Genomic DNA, 14,036 nt, shown 5'->3' on the forward strand with positions numbered 1-14,036 from the left:
TCGGCCAGCAGACGGGACCCGGCATGGCTGACCACACCGTGGCCGTCGGCCGAGACGACGAGCTTGGGGCGCGAGGCGGTAGTGTGCACGCAGAAAGTGCCTTCCTGCTGGGATGACAGAGACCTTCGACAAGCCTCATCTTCCCAGCTCAGAGGGCACTTTCGCGTTTCGGATCAAGATCCGGACACCGCGGCAAGTGAAACAGGCAGGTTAGCCCCCGGGGTGAAGGAGTCCGCCGGGAAGAAGAAGGGCAAGAACAGCACCGGCCACGGCAACCGCTACCTCGCCCGCGTACTCGGCGAGGCCGCGGTCGGTGCAGCTCGAACCGACAGTACGTTCAAACTCCTCGGCGATGCGTCGAACGCTGCCGCCGGACCGCTCATGCCCATTCCTGCTTCGCGACGAGGTCGCGCAACGCCAGCAGCGCCTGAGCGCACTCCTCTTCACGGCCGTGAAAGCGCTGAGCCGGCATGGGAACGCTGACCGCCATCTTCTGGCCTGCCACTTCGAAGGCCACGCCCGCCGCACAGATGCCGTCGTTCTGCTCTTCGTAGTCGTAGGCGACTCCGGTCTCACGGATCCCGTTCACCTGCTCGAGCAGGTCAGGGAGCTTGGTGATGGTGTGCGAAGTGAGGGCCGGCAGTCGCGGAGGAAGGAGCTGGCGCATCCGGCTCGGCATGAGTGTGGCCAGGATCGCCTTTCCCGGAGCACAGGAGTGCAAAGAGAAGCTCTCCCCCACCGCGCTCGCGGCACGGAGGCGATGGGGCGCTTCCACCTGGTCGATGAACGTGATCTCCCCCCTGTCCAGCACCGACAGGTCGACGGTCTCCTTCAGACGAGCGGAGAGGCCGAGCAGGAACGGGTGGATGAGCCTCACGACCTCACGGGTGCTGGCCTCTGCGAGACGGGCGATCTCCGGCCCCAGCCGGTAGCGCCCACGCCCGCCCCTGCCCGACACGACGAGCCCCTCGTCCTCCAGCGCACTCATGATCCTGTGGATGGTGGTCCTGGGAAGACCGAGCCGCTCGGCCAACTCGGACTGTGTCAGCCCTCCCGGTGTCTCGCGGATCGCACGCAGCATCTGGGCTGCCCGCGAGATCACCTGGATACCACCCTGATTCCGTGCGGACGCCTCGTCGGATCGTGAAGTCATATACCTATTCTGTCCCTACGTACGGATCGCCAAGGAATTCCTGGCGGGCGAGCGTTCCGGCACTCGGCAACGAACTGCGAGGACAGGAACCGGGAGAGGAAGACGAACTCATTCTCACTCGAAGTCGTTCCGGTGCCGGAAGATCCTGCCCGATGTGCAGACGGCTGTGCAGTGCCAGCCCCCACGACGTGTCGTGACCCGGGTGCAGCATCCGGCTCCCGTGGATTTCTTGCCCGGGGCCGGAACGACCGTGGAGGGCACATGGGACGTAACGTTCGTGCCGCGCCGATTCGAAGAACTCGGACGGGTCGCGGAACAGGGCCATGAGGTCCTTGGCCCGCCGCGGGCCAAGGACCTCGGTGACCACGTGTTCATCTCCGACGTGCGTGGCGTCGGAGGGCGATCCCCGCCGTGCGAGAAAACGTGATCGGCGAGGCGCCGTCGCACGTAATTCCGGGTGCCGCCCCTTCCTCGGAACCGCCACTCCGGCGTCTCCTCGGAGCACCCGTGCACGTCCGTGTGGACAGTCGCGTGCATCACCGGAGGAAGTCGCTCGCACCCCCGTATCGAGCTGCAGCGACTCCAAATGCAGCAGAGCCGATGCCTCGTGCAGTTCCACGGTCATTCTTCCGTCGGATCAGGGGCTCGGTCGCAGCCGCAGCAAGGCCTCGGTTTCCGCGACCGAGGCGATGTCCAGGTCCAGACCCTGCGCGAGCTGAATGGTTCGGGCCACGAGAGGCTCGTTGCCCTGCGTCAGCTCGCCCTTGCGGAGGTAGAGCGTGTCCTCCATACCGGCACGAGCGTTGCCCCCCAAGGAGAGGGCCATGGCCGTCAGGTTCAGGTTCGACCTGCCGATGGCGATGATCTGCCAGATCGCTCCCTCGGGCAGGCGGCGCACGATGGTGAGGAGGTTGTCGGCGGTGGCGGCCGCCCCGCCGGCGACGCCAAGGACGATGCTGAACTGCAGTGGTTCCTCAAGAAGCCCTTGGTCACGAAGCCGCAGACACTCGTCCAGATGTCCGGTGTCGTAGATCTCTAGTTCCGGTTTCACCCCCAGCTCCTGCATCCGTGCCGCGAGCCGCCGCACGCCGGTGGGCGGGTTGCGGAACTCGCCGGCGCCGAAGCTCATACTGCACGGGTTCAGCGTCGCCATCCGCGGGCGGAGCTCCACAAGCTTCTCCCGGTCCTCGAACGGCACGGCCAGGCCGACGCCCGTGGAGAGCTGGATGAGAATCGGGCAGCGCTCCGCGATGAGATCCATGGTGAGGCGGGCGACGTCGAGGTCGGCGGTAGGGCGATCCTGTGCGTCGCGCAGGTGAATGTGGGCGACGGAGGCACCGAGGTGGTACGCCTTCTCGACGGCCTCGGCGATCTCGTGCGGCTGAGTGGGCAGCGACGGGTTGTCGCTGCGCTGGGCGATCGGCCCGGTCGGGGCCACAGTGACGACAACACTCACGGCCGGTTCTCCGGAGTCGGTATGGCGATGACGACGAGAAGGCGGGCGCCCCTGGCGGTACGGTTCTCGAGCGAACGGACGGTACCGCGCGGCAGGTGGACCGAGTCTCCTGGGCCCAGCGTCTCGGCCGGGCCGTCCTCGACGGTGAGGGTCAGCTCACCGTCGAGGACGTAGTAGACGGTTTCCTCAGCGGTCGGCGTGGTCTGGGCGGTGCCTGCGGGGTGGTAGTACGACTCCCCCACCCAGAACCGCTCGGTCGGCCCGGCTTCGTGGCCCTGGAGGCGCCGGGCGTCGACGCCGTCGTGCAGCGACGGGAAGTAGGCGGGTGCTCCCTCTCCCCTGACTATACGAGCAGCCATCGGTCTCAGCCCCGCTCAATGCGATAGGTCCCCCCGGGGTCCGCAATGGCGACGAGACGTACGATGCAGCCATCGCCTCCCACCCAGCGCCAGGGGAAGGCCGCGAAGGTCAGCCGTCGGCCCGTCACCTTGTCCAGGTCGCCGCCGATGTTCTCGAAGCCGTAGATGCCGGCGCTCAGGATCGCGTTGTGGCAGGGCTCCCAGTACGGGAAGTCCTCCTTGACGGGCCGACCTGTCTCTTCCTCGTACTCGCGCACCGCCCACGGCAGTAGTCCCCCGGACTCCTCACTGGGACCGTGCGGACCGATGGCCGTACCCAAAGGGTGGTCGAGTGCCTGGCAGTCGGAGCCGACGGCCTTGACCCGGCGCTCCACGAACCATTCGCCTGCCTCCTTGTAGAAGCCGGGCGAGTACGCGTAGTACTCGGCGCTGTCGGCGTACTTCCGGTGCCAGCCGGTGTTGACGATGACAAAGTCACCCGCCCGCACATCGGTCACCGAAGCGGCCTTCTCGAGATCGTCGGCAGTGACCACCTCCCACTTCTGCTTGGGGATGTCGAGCACGACGCCGGTGCCGAAGAAGTTTCGCAGCGGGATCTCGTGGAGGAGCGGGGTGCCCTCCACGACGTGTCCCGGTGCGTCGATGTGCGTGCCCGAGTGCATCACGGTGGTGATCTTCTGGGTCAGCACCCGGCTCTTTGCCATGCCGTGGAGCCGCTCGATCTTCACGTCCTCGAAGTACGGCCAGGCAGGTACGCCATGGCCCCACGGATGGGACAGGTCGTAGAACTCGAGGCCCTGCTCGTTGGGGCCTTCCGCCCATGTGTAAGTCATCGGTCTCTCCTTCGTGATGGGGTCCCGCGAATCGGAACGGGGGAACTGGTCAGGGGACGCTCAGTCGTCGATGCCGGATTCTCCGACGTAGAGGGAGCGCAGACTTGGATGCGTACGGATGTCCTCAGGGGTGCCGGAGAGCGCGATGCGACCGTGCGCGAGCACATAGGCACGATCAGCGAGACTGAGTCCACGCTCGAGGTTCTGCTCGACGAGCAGCATGGCCGTGTACGAGGACTTGAGCTTCTGGAGCGCTTCGTACAGCGCGTCAACCGCGACGGGCGCCAGTCCGAGACTGATCTCGTCGAAGATCACGAGCTTCGGGGCCGTCATCAGGGCGCGGCCGATGGCCAGCATCTGCTGCTGCCCGCCCGACATCGCCGTGCCGGGACCGGACCGCCGTTCGGCCAGGACCGGGAACAGCTCGTAGACATGCTCCAGGCGCTCGCGCGCGATGGGGGCGTCGACCCCGTCGGCGGCCAGGAGCAGATTCTCCTCGACCGAGAGTGTGGCGAAGATCCGACGGCCCTCCATGCAGTGTGCGATGCCCGCAGCTGTGATCTCGTCGGGACGCAGTCCGGTGAGTCGTCGGTCCTCCTTGGTGACCTCACCGGCGTGCGGGCGTACGACACCGCTGATCACATTGGCGAGTGTGGTCTTGCCGGCGCCGTTCGCGCCGAGTAGGGCCACGGCCTCCCCCGGGTGCACGACGAGGTCGACCCCACGGAGCGCGCGTACACCGCCGTAGGAGGCCTCAACGCCGCTGACCGTGAGCAGCGGACGCTCCGGGTCTTCCCGAGGCCCCGGCGGGGTGAGCTTCGCGCGCACCGGCCCTGCGTCGCCGGGCTTGGACGCCGTACCGAGATAGACGGCGGCGACCTTCTCATCGGCGAGGACGTCACACGTCGGACCTTCAGCGATGAGCTTACCGAAGTCGAGGACCGCGGCCCGGTCGCAGCAGGCGGTGATCACGTCCATTACGTGCTCGACGACCACGATTCCGTCGACCTCCCGACGCAGGCGCAGGATGAGGTCGATCAGCTCGGCGATCTCGTGCTCGACGAGCCCGGCACCGATCTCGTCGAGGAGAAGGACGGCAGGCCGCAGGGCCAGGGCCCGCGCCAGTTCCAGACGCTTCCGTTTGAGCAGGGGTAGTCCGCCGCCGAGCTGGTCGCGTTCGCCGTCGAGCCCGGTGCGTTCGAGAATGCCGAGGCACCGCTCGGTCGTGGCGCGCACCGATTCACGGCCCGTCGTGGCGTGACGTCCAGCGAGGAGAAGGTTCTCCAGCACCGTCATCCGCCCGAAGGGACGAGGGATCTGGTGCGTGCGGCCGATCCCGCGCCGGGTGCGACCGGTGGCGCTCATGCCGGTGACGTCGTCCCCGTTGAGGACGATGGTGCCGCCGCTCGGGGCGACCGCGCCGGCGATGAGACCGATGAAGGTCGACTTGCCCGCACCGTTGGGCCCGATCACCCCGAGGCACTCACCGTGGGCGAGTTCCAGGGTCAGGTCTTCGACTGCGGTCACTCCGCCATAGCGACGGGTGAGGCCGTTCACCGCCAGCAGGCTGCTGCCTGCTCGTACGGCGTCCTGGGGACGACTCAGGATCTCACGCATGACGGCGCTTCCTCCACCGGTGGACAGCGGTGCCCCAGATGCCCGCGGGGGCGAAACGGATGACGAGGATGAGAACGGCTCCGGTGATCGCTGTGTGCACTTCTGGGTAGTCCCGCAGGGCCTCACCCAGAACCACGTAGAAGAGCGCACCCAGCCAGGGACCGCAGCGCGTGCCCTGGCCGCCGATGATGGTGACCGCGACGACGTCGATCGACCAGGTGAGACCGAACGAGCTGTACGGCTCCACGGCCCCGAGTTTGACGGCTTGGAGTCCGCCAACCGCCCCCATGACGGCAGCGGCAAGGACGAACGCCCATAGCTTGATGCGGAAGGTCGTCACACCCATCTGCTTCGCGACGTCCTCGTCGTCGCGCACGGCTCGCAGCGAGAGGGAGGCTGGGGAGGCCAAGACCACGAGGATCACCGCAGTCGCGACGACCGCGACCGCCAGCGCCCACCAGTAGAGCTGATACGCCGCGAGCCCGGAACCGTGCAGCACGATGCCGGTGGCACCACCGAACGTCGATGAGTTGACCATGTAGATGCGCAGCGCTTCGGCGAGAGCGAGGGTTCCGATCGTGAAGTAGAGGCCGCGGAGTCGGAACATTGCCGGACTCACCAGGACCGCGAACACTCCGGCGACCGCGGCGCCGAGGCACAGGCTGGGCAACAGCGCAAAGCCGAACTCGTTGGCTGCTTCGGTCGCCGCGTAGATGCCCAGGCCTACGAAGGCGGCACTGCCGAGAGATATCAGCCCGGTGTACCCAGCCATCAGGTTCCAGGCCGTGGCGAGGGTACCGAGCTGTGCCGCACGATAGCCCACCTCTTGGTAGTAAGGACCGACGATGTACGGCAGAGCCGCTGCCGCCGCTGCCAGCATGGCGAGGACCAGCAGAGGACCGATCGGTCCATGGAGAAAGCGCACTCCGCGGTCGACGCGTGCCATGCCGGCACTCTGGGGTTCGGGGGCGAGGGTCAGGCTCATGCGCTCCTCCCAAAGAGCCCTTGAGGACGTATGGTCAAGACCGCGAGCAAGAGCAGAAGGCCGACGAAGAGCCGGTACCCGTCGCTGGCGAAGGCCGCTCCCCAGCTCTCCACGACACCGAGGGCGGTGCCGGCCAGGAGCGTTCCCTTGACGCTCCCGAGACCACCGAGAACGACGACGATGAAGCCGGTCAGCAGGTGGTTGACCCCCGAGGTCGGAGTGAACGAGAAACACATGCCGAGCAGGGCACCTCCGATGGCGGCGACGCCTGCGGCCAGAGCGTAGGTCACGGTGTGCAGACCGCCGACGCGCACTCCGACCACAGACGCTGCGACCGGGTCCTCAGACGCGGCGCGCAGTCGGCGCCCGAAGCCGCTGCGGGTGATCAACAGGTGGACGCAGATGCAGGCGAGGACAGAGATTCCGAAGGAGATGAGGTAGATCGCCGGAACGGTCACATCGCCCATACGGATCACCGCGCGGGTGTAGCTGCGGTCGATCGACTGGGTGTTGCCGGTGAACCACAAGATGATCACGTTCTGTGCGATGACGCTGAGAGCGAACGTCGTCAGCAGCGGTGCCTCGGAGCCGTGCCTCGAGAGAGGTTGCAGGAGGAGCCGTTGTAGTGGCACTGCAAGCAGTGCGACGACCGCCGCGATCAGCGGCAGTCCGAGCAGGGGATCGAGGCCGACCTGGTTGAGCAGCAGGAGCGATGCATAGCCACCCAGAAGGGCGATTTCGCCATGTACGAGGTTGACCAGCCGCATGACACCGACGACGAGCGACAGCCCCAGAGCGGTCAGGGCGAAGAGGCCGCCGAGAAGCAGACCCGTGACCGTGGCTTGCACCAGGTCGTGAAGGCCAGGGATATCCACCAGTTCTTCCCATTCGTAGGAGCGTTGGATCACACGGCGAACGTGGTGGGTGAGACCGCGTCCCGCCGCCGGCAGCGACCGATCAGCTTGCCGGAGAGAGGAACTTCCCGGTCGTGGCGTCGCTGGGCCAGACGACGACGGTCTTGCCGTTCTGCCACTGCACTTCGACCATGGGCAGCTTCGCGGTGTTGTCCGAGCTGAACAGCACCGGGCCGACGGGGTAGGTTCCGGACGTCCAGCGGATAGCGTCGTTGACGGCGTCGTTTTCGGTGCTGCCAGCCCGGGCGACGGCATCTAGCAGCACTTTCGCCACGGTGTAGCTGTCCGCGATGTGCTGACTCTGGCTCCCGCCAGACTCCTTCTCGTATGCGGCGGCGAGGTCCTTGGCCCCCTTGTACGGGAAGGACGGGTCCCAGTACGCGCCTACCGTCACACCGTCGGCGAGGCTGCCCAGTGCCTGCGCGAACTGCAGGGGCTCGGCACCCTTCTCCATCTGGATGAACTTTGGCTCGTATCCCGCTGTCGCCATCTGCTTGCGGATGGAGACAGCCTGCGGTGTGACCGCGCTCACCAACAGGATGTCGGCTCCCGATCCCTTTGCCTGCTGGACCGCGGCGCTGAAGTCGGTGTTGTCGGTCGGGAACTCAACGTTCGCGACCACCTTGTAGCCGTGTTGCTTCGCAAGTGAAGGCCATATCTGACCGCCGACGACCGTGCCGTCGGGACCGTTGTCGTGGAGTATCGCGACCTTCTTGTTCGTGGAGATTTTCTGGGACTTGAGCGTGTCGAAGGGAAGAGCGCCCACGTCGGACTCGTCGAAGAAGATGTCCCAGGCGTAGGTCCACTCCTTCACCGAAGTGAAGGCCTGGAGCGGCGAACAGCCGGTCACGAACGGTACTTTGGCGCGTTCGGCCACGACCGCGCCCGCCGTCACGAGGGCGGGTGTGCACGATCCGAGGAGCGCGGAGACCTTGTTGCTGCTGATCAGCGTCTGTGTGTTCTGCGACACCTGGTTGGGGTCCGACTTGTCGTCGAGTATTTTCAGCTCGACCTTGCGCCGGGATCCGTCGATGTCGATGCCGCCGGCTGCGTTCACTTCCTTCAGCGCGTGCTCGTAGCCCCACTTCTGGGAGCCGCCGAAGCCGGCCAGCGGCCCGGACAGGGGCAGGGAAGCACCGATGACGATGGTGTTCGTTCCGTCGGATTCGGACGAGCCGGTCTTGGGGCCGGCGCAGCCACTCGCTACCACGATCAGTGCGGCGGCGCCGAGTGTGGCCACCCGGGTGGAGACAGGTCTGTGCATGGTTCACTCCTTGTTGCAGCCGCCGTGTCGTGCGGCGAGTTCCGATGAGACATGAGCCGCGAGCGCAGCACCTGCTGCCTCTCGCGCCCCCGGTGGCCAGGTGAAGAAGCCCCGACCGCTCTTGGCGCCCAACCGGCCCGCGCGGATCAGGCCGTCGAGAACCGGGTGGGGCGTCACTGACCGGTCCAGAGCCGGGAGGACGGCTTCATGGATCGAGCGTGTGAGGTCCAATCCGATGTAGTCGGCGTTGGCCAAGGGCCCCATCTCCCCGAGCCGCAACCCGATGGTGTCGCGTACCACCAGGTCGACGGTTTCGGGATCGGCGACGCCTTCGGCGACCAGCGCAATCGCCTCACGCCACAGTGCATGCTGGAGCCGGTTGCCGAGAAAGCCAGGAACATCCCTGCGCACCCAGACTGGACGCTTCCCCAGGTGCTCCATCAGTGCCATCACATCCGCGACGACACCCGGGCTTGTGCTTTCACCTTGGACGACCTCGACGATCGGGATGAGGTCGGGGGGATTCCACCAATGAGTGCCAATGGCCCGGCTCGGATCATCGATGTACTTGGAGATGGAGGTGATGGGAAGGACCGAGGAGTTCGAGGCGAGCACGGCGGTCGGTGCGAGCTCGGCCATCTCCGTGAACAACCTGCGCTTCAGCTCGAGGTTCTCGACCACCGCCTCGGTGACCAGGTCCGCCCCGTCGAGGGCTTCCTCCACATGCATGGCCGTGCTGACGAAACCCGGAGAGTCACCACGGTCTTGCGCCAGGCGCTGGGCCTCGCGGCCGGCCTCGGGGAGAACCGACGGGTCCGCGTCCGTGAGGGTGACGTTCAGGCCCCGTGAAGCGAAGACCCCCGCGAGGCGTCGGCCCATCAGGCCGGCGCCGACGACGGCAATCGAACCGAACCGTGTGACGTCACCAGCGGGGAGGACCCCGGGTGCCACATCTCGGTCGGACGGCTCGGAAGGCTCGGACGGCTCGGACGGCTCGGACGGCGATGTCAGCATGCTGTGTAGCCACCGTCCAGATACAGGACCTGGCCGGTCAGGAACGCCGAGGCGTCGCTGAGGAGGTAGATCAGCGCGCCGGAGAAGTCATCGGGTTCGGCGAGCCTGCCGAGCGGGATGCGGCTGAGCATGGCCTCCCGGGTCGCGTTGCCCTCGGCGTCATCGGCGTACATCCACGCGGTCAGCTCGGACCGGAACACCGTAGGTGCCAGGGCGTTGACCCGGATCCCGTCCTTGCCCCACTCGGCGGCCAGACTCTTGGCCAGGAGGTCGACCGCGGCCTTGGAGGGACAATACGCGCTGTACCCCGCGGGATGCCCGAGCCGGCCGCGGGTCGACGAGACCAGCACGACGCTCCCGCCATTCCCTTGCTTGAGAAGCCGACGGCCGACGGCTTGGCAGGTCAGCCAAGCACCACGGACATTGGCGTCCATGACCGTCTCGAAATCTGCCACGGGCATGTCGACGATGGGCGCGACCTTGTTGACACCCGCCGAGGCAAGCACACCATCGAGACAGCCGAACACTTCGACCGCCCGAGCCACCATCGCCTCGGCGTCAGCGGCGGTGTCGGGACGCCGGTGCACGATCGCCACCTGATCGCGTGGCAGTTCGCGAGCGAGCTGTTCAAGAGCATCTAGGTTTCCGCCTGCCAGTACCACGTGGGCACCGGCCGCGGTGAGGGTACGGGCGGCCTCACCGCCCAGGGCACCGGACGCTCCCGTGATCAGGATCGTCTTCCCTCTGACATTGAACAGTTGGAGCGGGGACACGACAGTCATCACTGCCCACTTCCGTAATGCGGTTGCTTTCAACCGAATGGCGGGATCGTAGGTTTGCTGTGGGGTGCGGTCAAGAGGTCACCCAAAACTCGGGAAGCAATGCCGAAGCCCACAGAAGCCGCGCCGGAAACCTTGACGCTGCAACGCTGACCGCTCTATCCTGACCGCGATACAGAACATTCATTCCGTATTGCGGGATCAAAGACCTCCGCTCGGGCCGGATGGGGTTCCATCGCGCACCACCGCTACGCGTTCGGGGAGTCGCCATGGGGAAGCAGAGCGCGATCGACGGGGCTCCGGTGTCTTCCAGCCGCTCGCTGCGAAGCACCGCGACATGAGCGTCAGCGAACCGGCCCGCCGAGCCCGGCTCGCCAAGTCCATCGCGTTCCGCCTGCCGGGATTGCGCAGCGCAACGAACTCGTCGAACGGTGAGCAGCAAGCACCGACTGGCCACACATTTCTTCGACACGGGCAACCGTGTCTACCGCCCCGCTCCCCTGCTGCCCCATCCCGCAGATCTTGACGAATTTGCGCACGAGACGATGCACCTGGCTGTACTGCACAGCACCAAGATCGCGTACATCGACAAGATCTACGGCCGCCAGACGGCCCGCCCTGCCAGGATCTGCACCCCGTGCACGGGTACTGGCACTGCCCCGTTCGCCCTCACCCCGGGCGAATTCCGCCCGGCGGTAGGCGTACAGGAAGGGGCGGTCATGGAGGTGACAGCGGCGAGGATCGAGACGAGAATTCTTAGCGATGACGGACATCGGCCGGGCCACCATGGTCCTCGACGCGATCGCAGAGAGTGGCGGGCCCCTCACGCTGACGGCCCTGACCTCACGGACCAGGCTGCCGCGCTCGACCGTGCACCGGCTGGTTCAGGCCCTCGAGCACGAGCTCTATGTCGTCCGGATGCCCGATCGCCCGGGATACATTCTCGGTCCCGGGCTGTTGAAGTTCGGCATGAATGCGCACCTGCGGCTGCTGGCGGCCAACCGTGGTCGACTCTCCTCGTTGGCCCGCGAGATCAATGAGAATGTCGAGCTGGCGATCTTCAGCGGTCGCGAGGTGGTGGTCGTCGATCAGATCGCCTCTCCGGAGCGGCTGAAGGGCGTCACCAAAGTCGGTAAGAGCTTCTCGCTCCACGCCAGTTGCATCGGCATGGCCCTGCTGGCACAACTCCCTGACGAACGCGTGGTACGGCTGCTCCCGCCCCGGCTGGAGCGCTTCACCGACAAGACCATCACGGATCGCGAAGCCCTGATGACGGAACTCGCCGAGGTCCGGCGCTCGACCATTGCCATCGACATCGAGGAACACGACGTGGGGATCTGCGCCGTCGCCACAGGAATGCGCGGCCCCACCGGAGCCGTCCAGGCCATCGCTGTGGTCATGCCAACCCGTCGGTTCAAGGCCAAGGTGGGCCTGGTCATCCAGAGCCTGTGTCGGGCTAACCCGCTCGCCGATCCGGAACTCGCGTTGCGGCAGTACTGCGCCAGCTGATCAGCCCTCGATGCGGTGGCACCCCCCGCCCCCGACGCCATGGAGGCGAGCCACTGGCACCGGTTGGCCGGTCTGCCACGACTGCCACCCGGTGTCCGGCGTCTCGGACGGCAGTGCTCTCCCCGGGAACCGACAGCTCGCCGCGACGGGCGTGGTCGCCCACCGGGTTCCGGAAGGCTTCGTGGGGGAAAGCGCGGTCGGCCAGGAACAGCAGGAGCACGGCCGTGAGGCAGACTGCGGCCGCCAGCAGGAAGGTCACGAAAACACCGTGGGCTCCGCCTACCGTGATCGCTTTGCCGCCCAGCGTGGGTCCGAGAAAGGCTCCGATGAAGGAGGTGCCGTTGGACCAGCCGAGCGCCGTGGCGCGGACGGGCAGCGGGTAGAGGTCCGCCGTCGTCGTGTGCACGAGATTCATGGTGGAGTGCCCGCCGATGCCCATCAGGGCGATGCACAGGATGGTCGTGAGGACCGAGGTCGGCAGCAGGAGGATCCCGGCCAGGCCGAGCAGGGTGCAAGCGCTGGTGAAGACCGACAGGAGTGCGGAGCCGTGCCGGTCCGCAGCCCAGGCACTGCCGAAGGAGCCGACCACGGCGGCGCCGGCCAGGGTGAAGGTGAACAGCAGCGCGCCACGGAGCGAGTAGCCCAGGTCGATCATGGACTGGGCCGCCCAGACGTTGAGGCCCGTCCAGGCCACCATGTTGGCGATGGCGCAGACTGCGACGATCACAGCAACGATCGCCCCCGGCCCTCTGAAGAGCGCGCTGAGCTTCTGGCGAACCGTCCATCCGCGCCCCGCGACCTCCTGCGGCGTGTTGACTGGGATCTCCATGATCGCGACAGCCACCAGGACGGCCAGCGCGGCGCCTGCCCCGATGAAGAACATCGGCCGCCACCCGAAGGCCGGCAGGATCGGGATGGCCAGGAGCGAGGCCACCACGCCCCCCAACGGGATGCCGACCATGGTGATGGTCACGACCAGCGAAGCCCGCCGGGCAGCTGCGCTGTTGCGGGCGACCGTCATCGCGGTGGTGAGGGCGCCACCGACGCCGAAGCCGGTCACGAAGCGAGCCACCAGCAGCATCTCTGCCCCGACCGACACCCCGGTGGCGACGGCGCCGAGTCCGAAGAGACCGATTGCCGAGATCAGGACGGGTTTCCTACCCGCACGCTCGGCGACCACCGGCGCGATCACCGAACCGAGAATCGCGCCGATGTACACGAGGCCACCGATCAGGCCGGTCTCCCGGTCGGCGACCCCGAGGGAGGCATCTTTCAGCAGCAGTGGGACAACCGTGCCGTAGACGATGAGGTTGTAGCCCTCGATCACCGTGATGACCATGCAGAGGCCAATGACCGCGGGGTGCGACCGCGTCTCCGCGTTCGACGGGGGTCTCATAGGTGGGAGGTGGTGCATGCGGCTCTCCTGGCGACCCATGTCCAGTGCGCTGGCGCGCTGGACAACATCATGCGGAGGGGCCTGGTCTGGTGTCGTGTTTCTGTCCCGGCTTCCGGGACAGAAACACGACACCGGACACACCCGGCTGGTGGCGTTCGGCTCCTGGGTGCTTGACGTCGGTCGTAGGGTGCGGCTGTGGATGAGTTGCTTGTTGCGCGGGTGCGGCTCCTTGATCCGCGACGAGGACACCACCACCGGCTACGACCTGACGCTGGTCACCACCGACCTCGCCACCCCGGCCGCTGCGCTGGTCACCCGATACGCCTTGCGGTGGTCCGCGGTTGGCGACCAGCGCGAACAGCACCCGCTCCACGCACGGGTCCGGTCGGCGGCCGGTCGGTCGGTGGCGGCGCATCACGGCGTCTAGACCGTCCAGGACATGAGTGCCGCGCAGCCGGCGGGCCTCGGTGAACGTCAGCTCGGCGGGTCCGGCCAGCCCGGTGGCGCGGCCGGGTCCAGCAGCCGGGTCAGTGCGGCGACCAAGCGCTCGACGGCGCCGTGGCCGATCTCGTCCTCGCGGCCGAAGGAGTGCAGCGCCTTGGTGCGCGATACCCCGGGCCTGCGCGTCCCACTCGTTGTGGGCGAGTTGGAGGTGTCACACCGCCTGGCCGGATCTGCTTCTCCGGGACGACGTACGCACGTACAAGTGCCTGGCGCTGGGCCACTGCGACCGAAGCCGTGACCGGGCCCGCTCCGG

At 67.0% G+C, this 14,036-nt stretch carries 13 protein-coding genes and 1 pseudogene; 2 read left to right on the plus strand and 12 right to left on the minus strand.

The genetic code is table 11. The features are described from left to right. Positions 1–379 precede the first annotated feature (379 nt). From QMZ92_RS29320 to QMZ92_RS29365, 10 genes are all read right to left on the minus strand, one after another. Complete coding sequence (locus tag QMZ92_RS29320; protein ID WP_283300586.1) at positions 380–1,153, minus strand: IclR family transcriptional regulator; 774 nt, start codon at positions 1,151–1,153, stop codon at positions 380–382. 637 nt (positions 1,154–1,790) lie between these two features. Beyond that, positions 1,791–2,609: a beta-keto acid cleavage family enzyme gene (locus QMZ92_RS29325; protein WP_283300587.1), complete on the minus strand. Its 819-nt coding sequence runs from the start codon at positions 2,607–2,609 to the stop codon at positions 1,791–1,793. Beyond that, complete coding sequence (locus QMZ92_RS29330; RefSeq protein ID WP_283300588.1) at positions 2,606–2,968, minus strand: cupin domain-containing protein; 363 nt, start codon at positions 2,966–2,968, stop codon at positions 2,606–2,608. Before QMZ92_RS29330 ends, QMZ92_RS29325 begins: the two co-directional genes overlap by 4 nt. Before the next feature lie 5 nt (positions 2,969–2,973). Beyond that, positions 2,974–3,801, minus strand: a complete 828-nt coding sequence (locus tag QMZ92_RS29335) for a cyclase family protein (protein WP_283300589.1) — start codon at positions 3,799–3,801, stop codon at positions 2,974–2,976. 60 nt (positions 3,802–3,861) lie between these two features. Next, the gene (locus QMZ92_RS29340; RefSeq protein WP_283300590.1) at positions 3,862–5,418 is read right to left on the minus strand and encodes an ATP-binding cassette domain-containing protein; all 1,557 of its coding nucleotides are present in this window, start codon (positions 5,416–5,418) and stop codon (positions 3,862–3,864) included. Further along, positions 5,411–6,403, minus strand: a complete 993-nt coding sequence (locus QMZ92_RS29345; RefSeq protein WP_283300591.1) for a branched-chain amino acid ABC transporter permease — start codon at positions 6,401–6,403, stop codon at positions 5,411–5,413. Before QMZ92_RS29345 ends, QMZ92_RS29340 begins: the two co-directional genes overlap by 8 nt. Beyond that, positions 6,400–7,311, minus strand: a complete 912-nt coding sequence (locus QMZ92_RS29350) for a branched-chain amino acid ABC transporter permease (RefSeq protein ID WP_283300593.1) — start codon at positions 7,309–7,311, stop codon at positions 6,400–6,402. Before QMZ92_RS29350 ends, QMZ92_RS29345 begins: the two co-directional genes overlap by 4 nt. 49 nt (positions 7,312–7,360) lie before the next feature. After that, complete coding sequence (locus tag QMZ92_RS29355) at positions 7,361–8,581, minus strand: amino acid ABC transporter substrate-binding protein (RefSeq protein ID WP_283300594.1); 1,221 nt, start codon at positions 8,579–8,581, stop codon at positions 7,361–7,363. A gap of 3 nt (positions 8,582–8,584) precedes the next feature. Beyond that, positions 8,585–9,595, minus strand: a complete 1,011-nt coding sequence (locus tag QMZ92_RS29360; RefSeq protein ID WP_283300595.1) for a 3-hydroxyacyl-CoA dehydrogenase family protein — start codon at positions 9,593–9,595, stop codon at positions 8,585–8,587. Beyond that, positions 9,589–10,377: an SDR family NAD(P)-dependent oxidoreductase gene (locus tag QMZ92_RS29365; RefSeq protein ID WP_283300596.1), complete on the minus strand. Its 789-nt coding sequence runs from the start codon at positions 10,375–10,377 to the stop codon at positions 9,589–9,591. The genes QMZ92_RS29360 and QMZ92_RS29365 overlap by 7 nt, the downstream gene beginning before the upstream one ends. 759 nt (positions 10,378–11,136) lie before the next feature. On the opposite strand from QMZ92_RS29365, the gene QMZ92_RS29370 reads away from it, so the two are divergent. Beyond that, positions 11,137–11,883 carry an IclR family transcriptional regulator gene (locus QMZ92_RS29370; protein WP_283300597.1) on the plus strand — a complete coding sequence of 249 codons (747 nt, stop codon included), beginning with the start codon at positions 11,137–11,139 and terminating at the stop codon, positions 11,881–11,883. Here the strand turns inward: QMZ92_RS29370 and QMZ92_RS29375 are convergent. Beyond that, positions 11,831–13,222: an MFS transporter gene (locus tag QMZ92_RS29375; protein WP_283300598.1), complete on the minus strand. Its 1,392-nt coding sequence runs from the start codon at positions 13,220–13,222 to the stop codon at positions 11,831–11,833. The two genes, QMZ92_RS29370 and QMZ92_RS29375, sit on opposite strands and share 53 nt — an antisense overlap. Before the next feature lie 286 nt (positions 13,223–13,508). On the opposite strand from QMZ92_RS29375, the gene QMZ92_RS29380 reads away from it, so the two are divergent. Beyond that, a complete protein-coding gene (locus QMZ92_RS29380) occupies positions 13,509–13,706 on the plus strand; it encodes a hypothetical protein (protein WP_283300599.1) in 198 nt (65 codons plus the stop codon). Here the strand turns inward: QMZ92_RS29380 and QMZ92_RS36570 are convergent. Next, positions 13,617–13,985 (minus strand): annotated as a pseudogene (locus QMZ92_RS36570) (IS1634 family transposase); the annotation flags it as partial. The gene QMZ92_RS29380 and the pseudogene QMZ92_RS36570 overlap by 90 nt on opposite strands. Positions 13,986–14,036: the final 51 nt, after the last annotated feature.

Source organism: Streptomyces sp. HNM0645 (assembly GCF_030056615.1).
Taxonomy (GTDB): Bacteria; Actinomycetota; Actinomycetes; order Streptomycetales; family Streptomycetaceae; genus Streptomyces; species Streptomyces marianii.

Coding starts and splice junctions, on each gene's coding strand:
- QMZ92_RS29320 (WP_283300586.1), bottom strand. CDS start 1,153: ATGACTTCACGATCCGACGAGGCGTCCGCACGGAATCAGGGTGGTATC.
- QMZ92_RS29330 (WP_283300588.1), bottom strand. CDS start 2,968: ATGGCTGCTCGTATAGTCAGGGGAGAGGGAGCACCCGCCTACTTCCCG.
- QMZ92_RS29335 (WP_283300589.1), bottom strand. CDS start 3,801: ATGACTTACACATGGGCGGAAGGCCCCAACGAGCAGGGCCTCGAGTTC.
- QMZ92_RS29340 (WP_283300590.1), bottom strand. CDS start 5,418: ATGCGTGAGATCCTGAGTCGTCCCCAGGACGCCGTACGAGCAGGCAGC.
- QMZ92_RS29345 (WP_283300591.1), bottom strand. CDS start 6,403: ATGAGCCTGACCCTCGCCCCCGAACCCCAGAGTGCCGGCATGGCACGC.
- QMZ92_RS29355 (WP_283300594.1), bottom strand. CDS start 8,581: ATGCACAGACCTGTCTCCACCCGGGTGGCCACACTCGGCGCCGCCGCA.
- QMZ92_RS29360 (WP_283300595.1), bottom strand. CDS start 9,595: ATGCTGACATCGCCGTCCGAGCCGTCCGAGCCGTCCGAGCCTTCCGAG.
- QMZ92_RS29365 (WP_283300596.1), bottom strand. CDS start 10,377: ATGACTGTCGTGTCCCCGCTCCAACTGTTCAATGTCAGAGGGAAGACG.
- QMZ92_RS29370 (WP_283300597.1), top strand. CDS start 11,137: ATGACGGACATCGGCCGGGCCACCATGGTCCTCGACGCGATCGCAGAG.
- QMZ92_RS29375 (WP_283300598.1), bottom strand. CDS start 13,222: ATGGTCATCACGGTGATCGAGGGCTACAACCTCATCGTCTACGGCACG.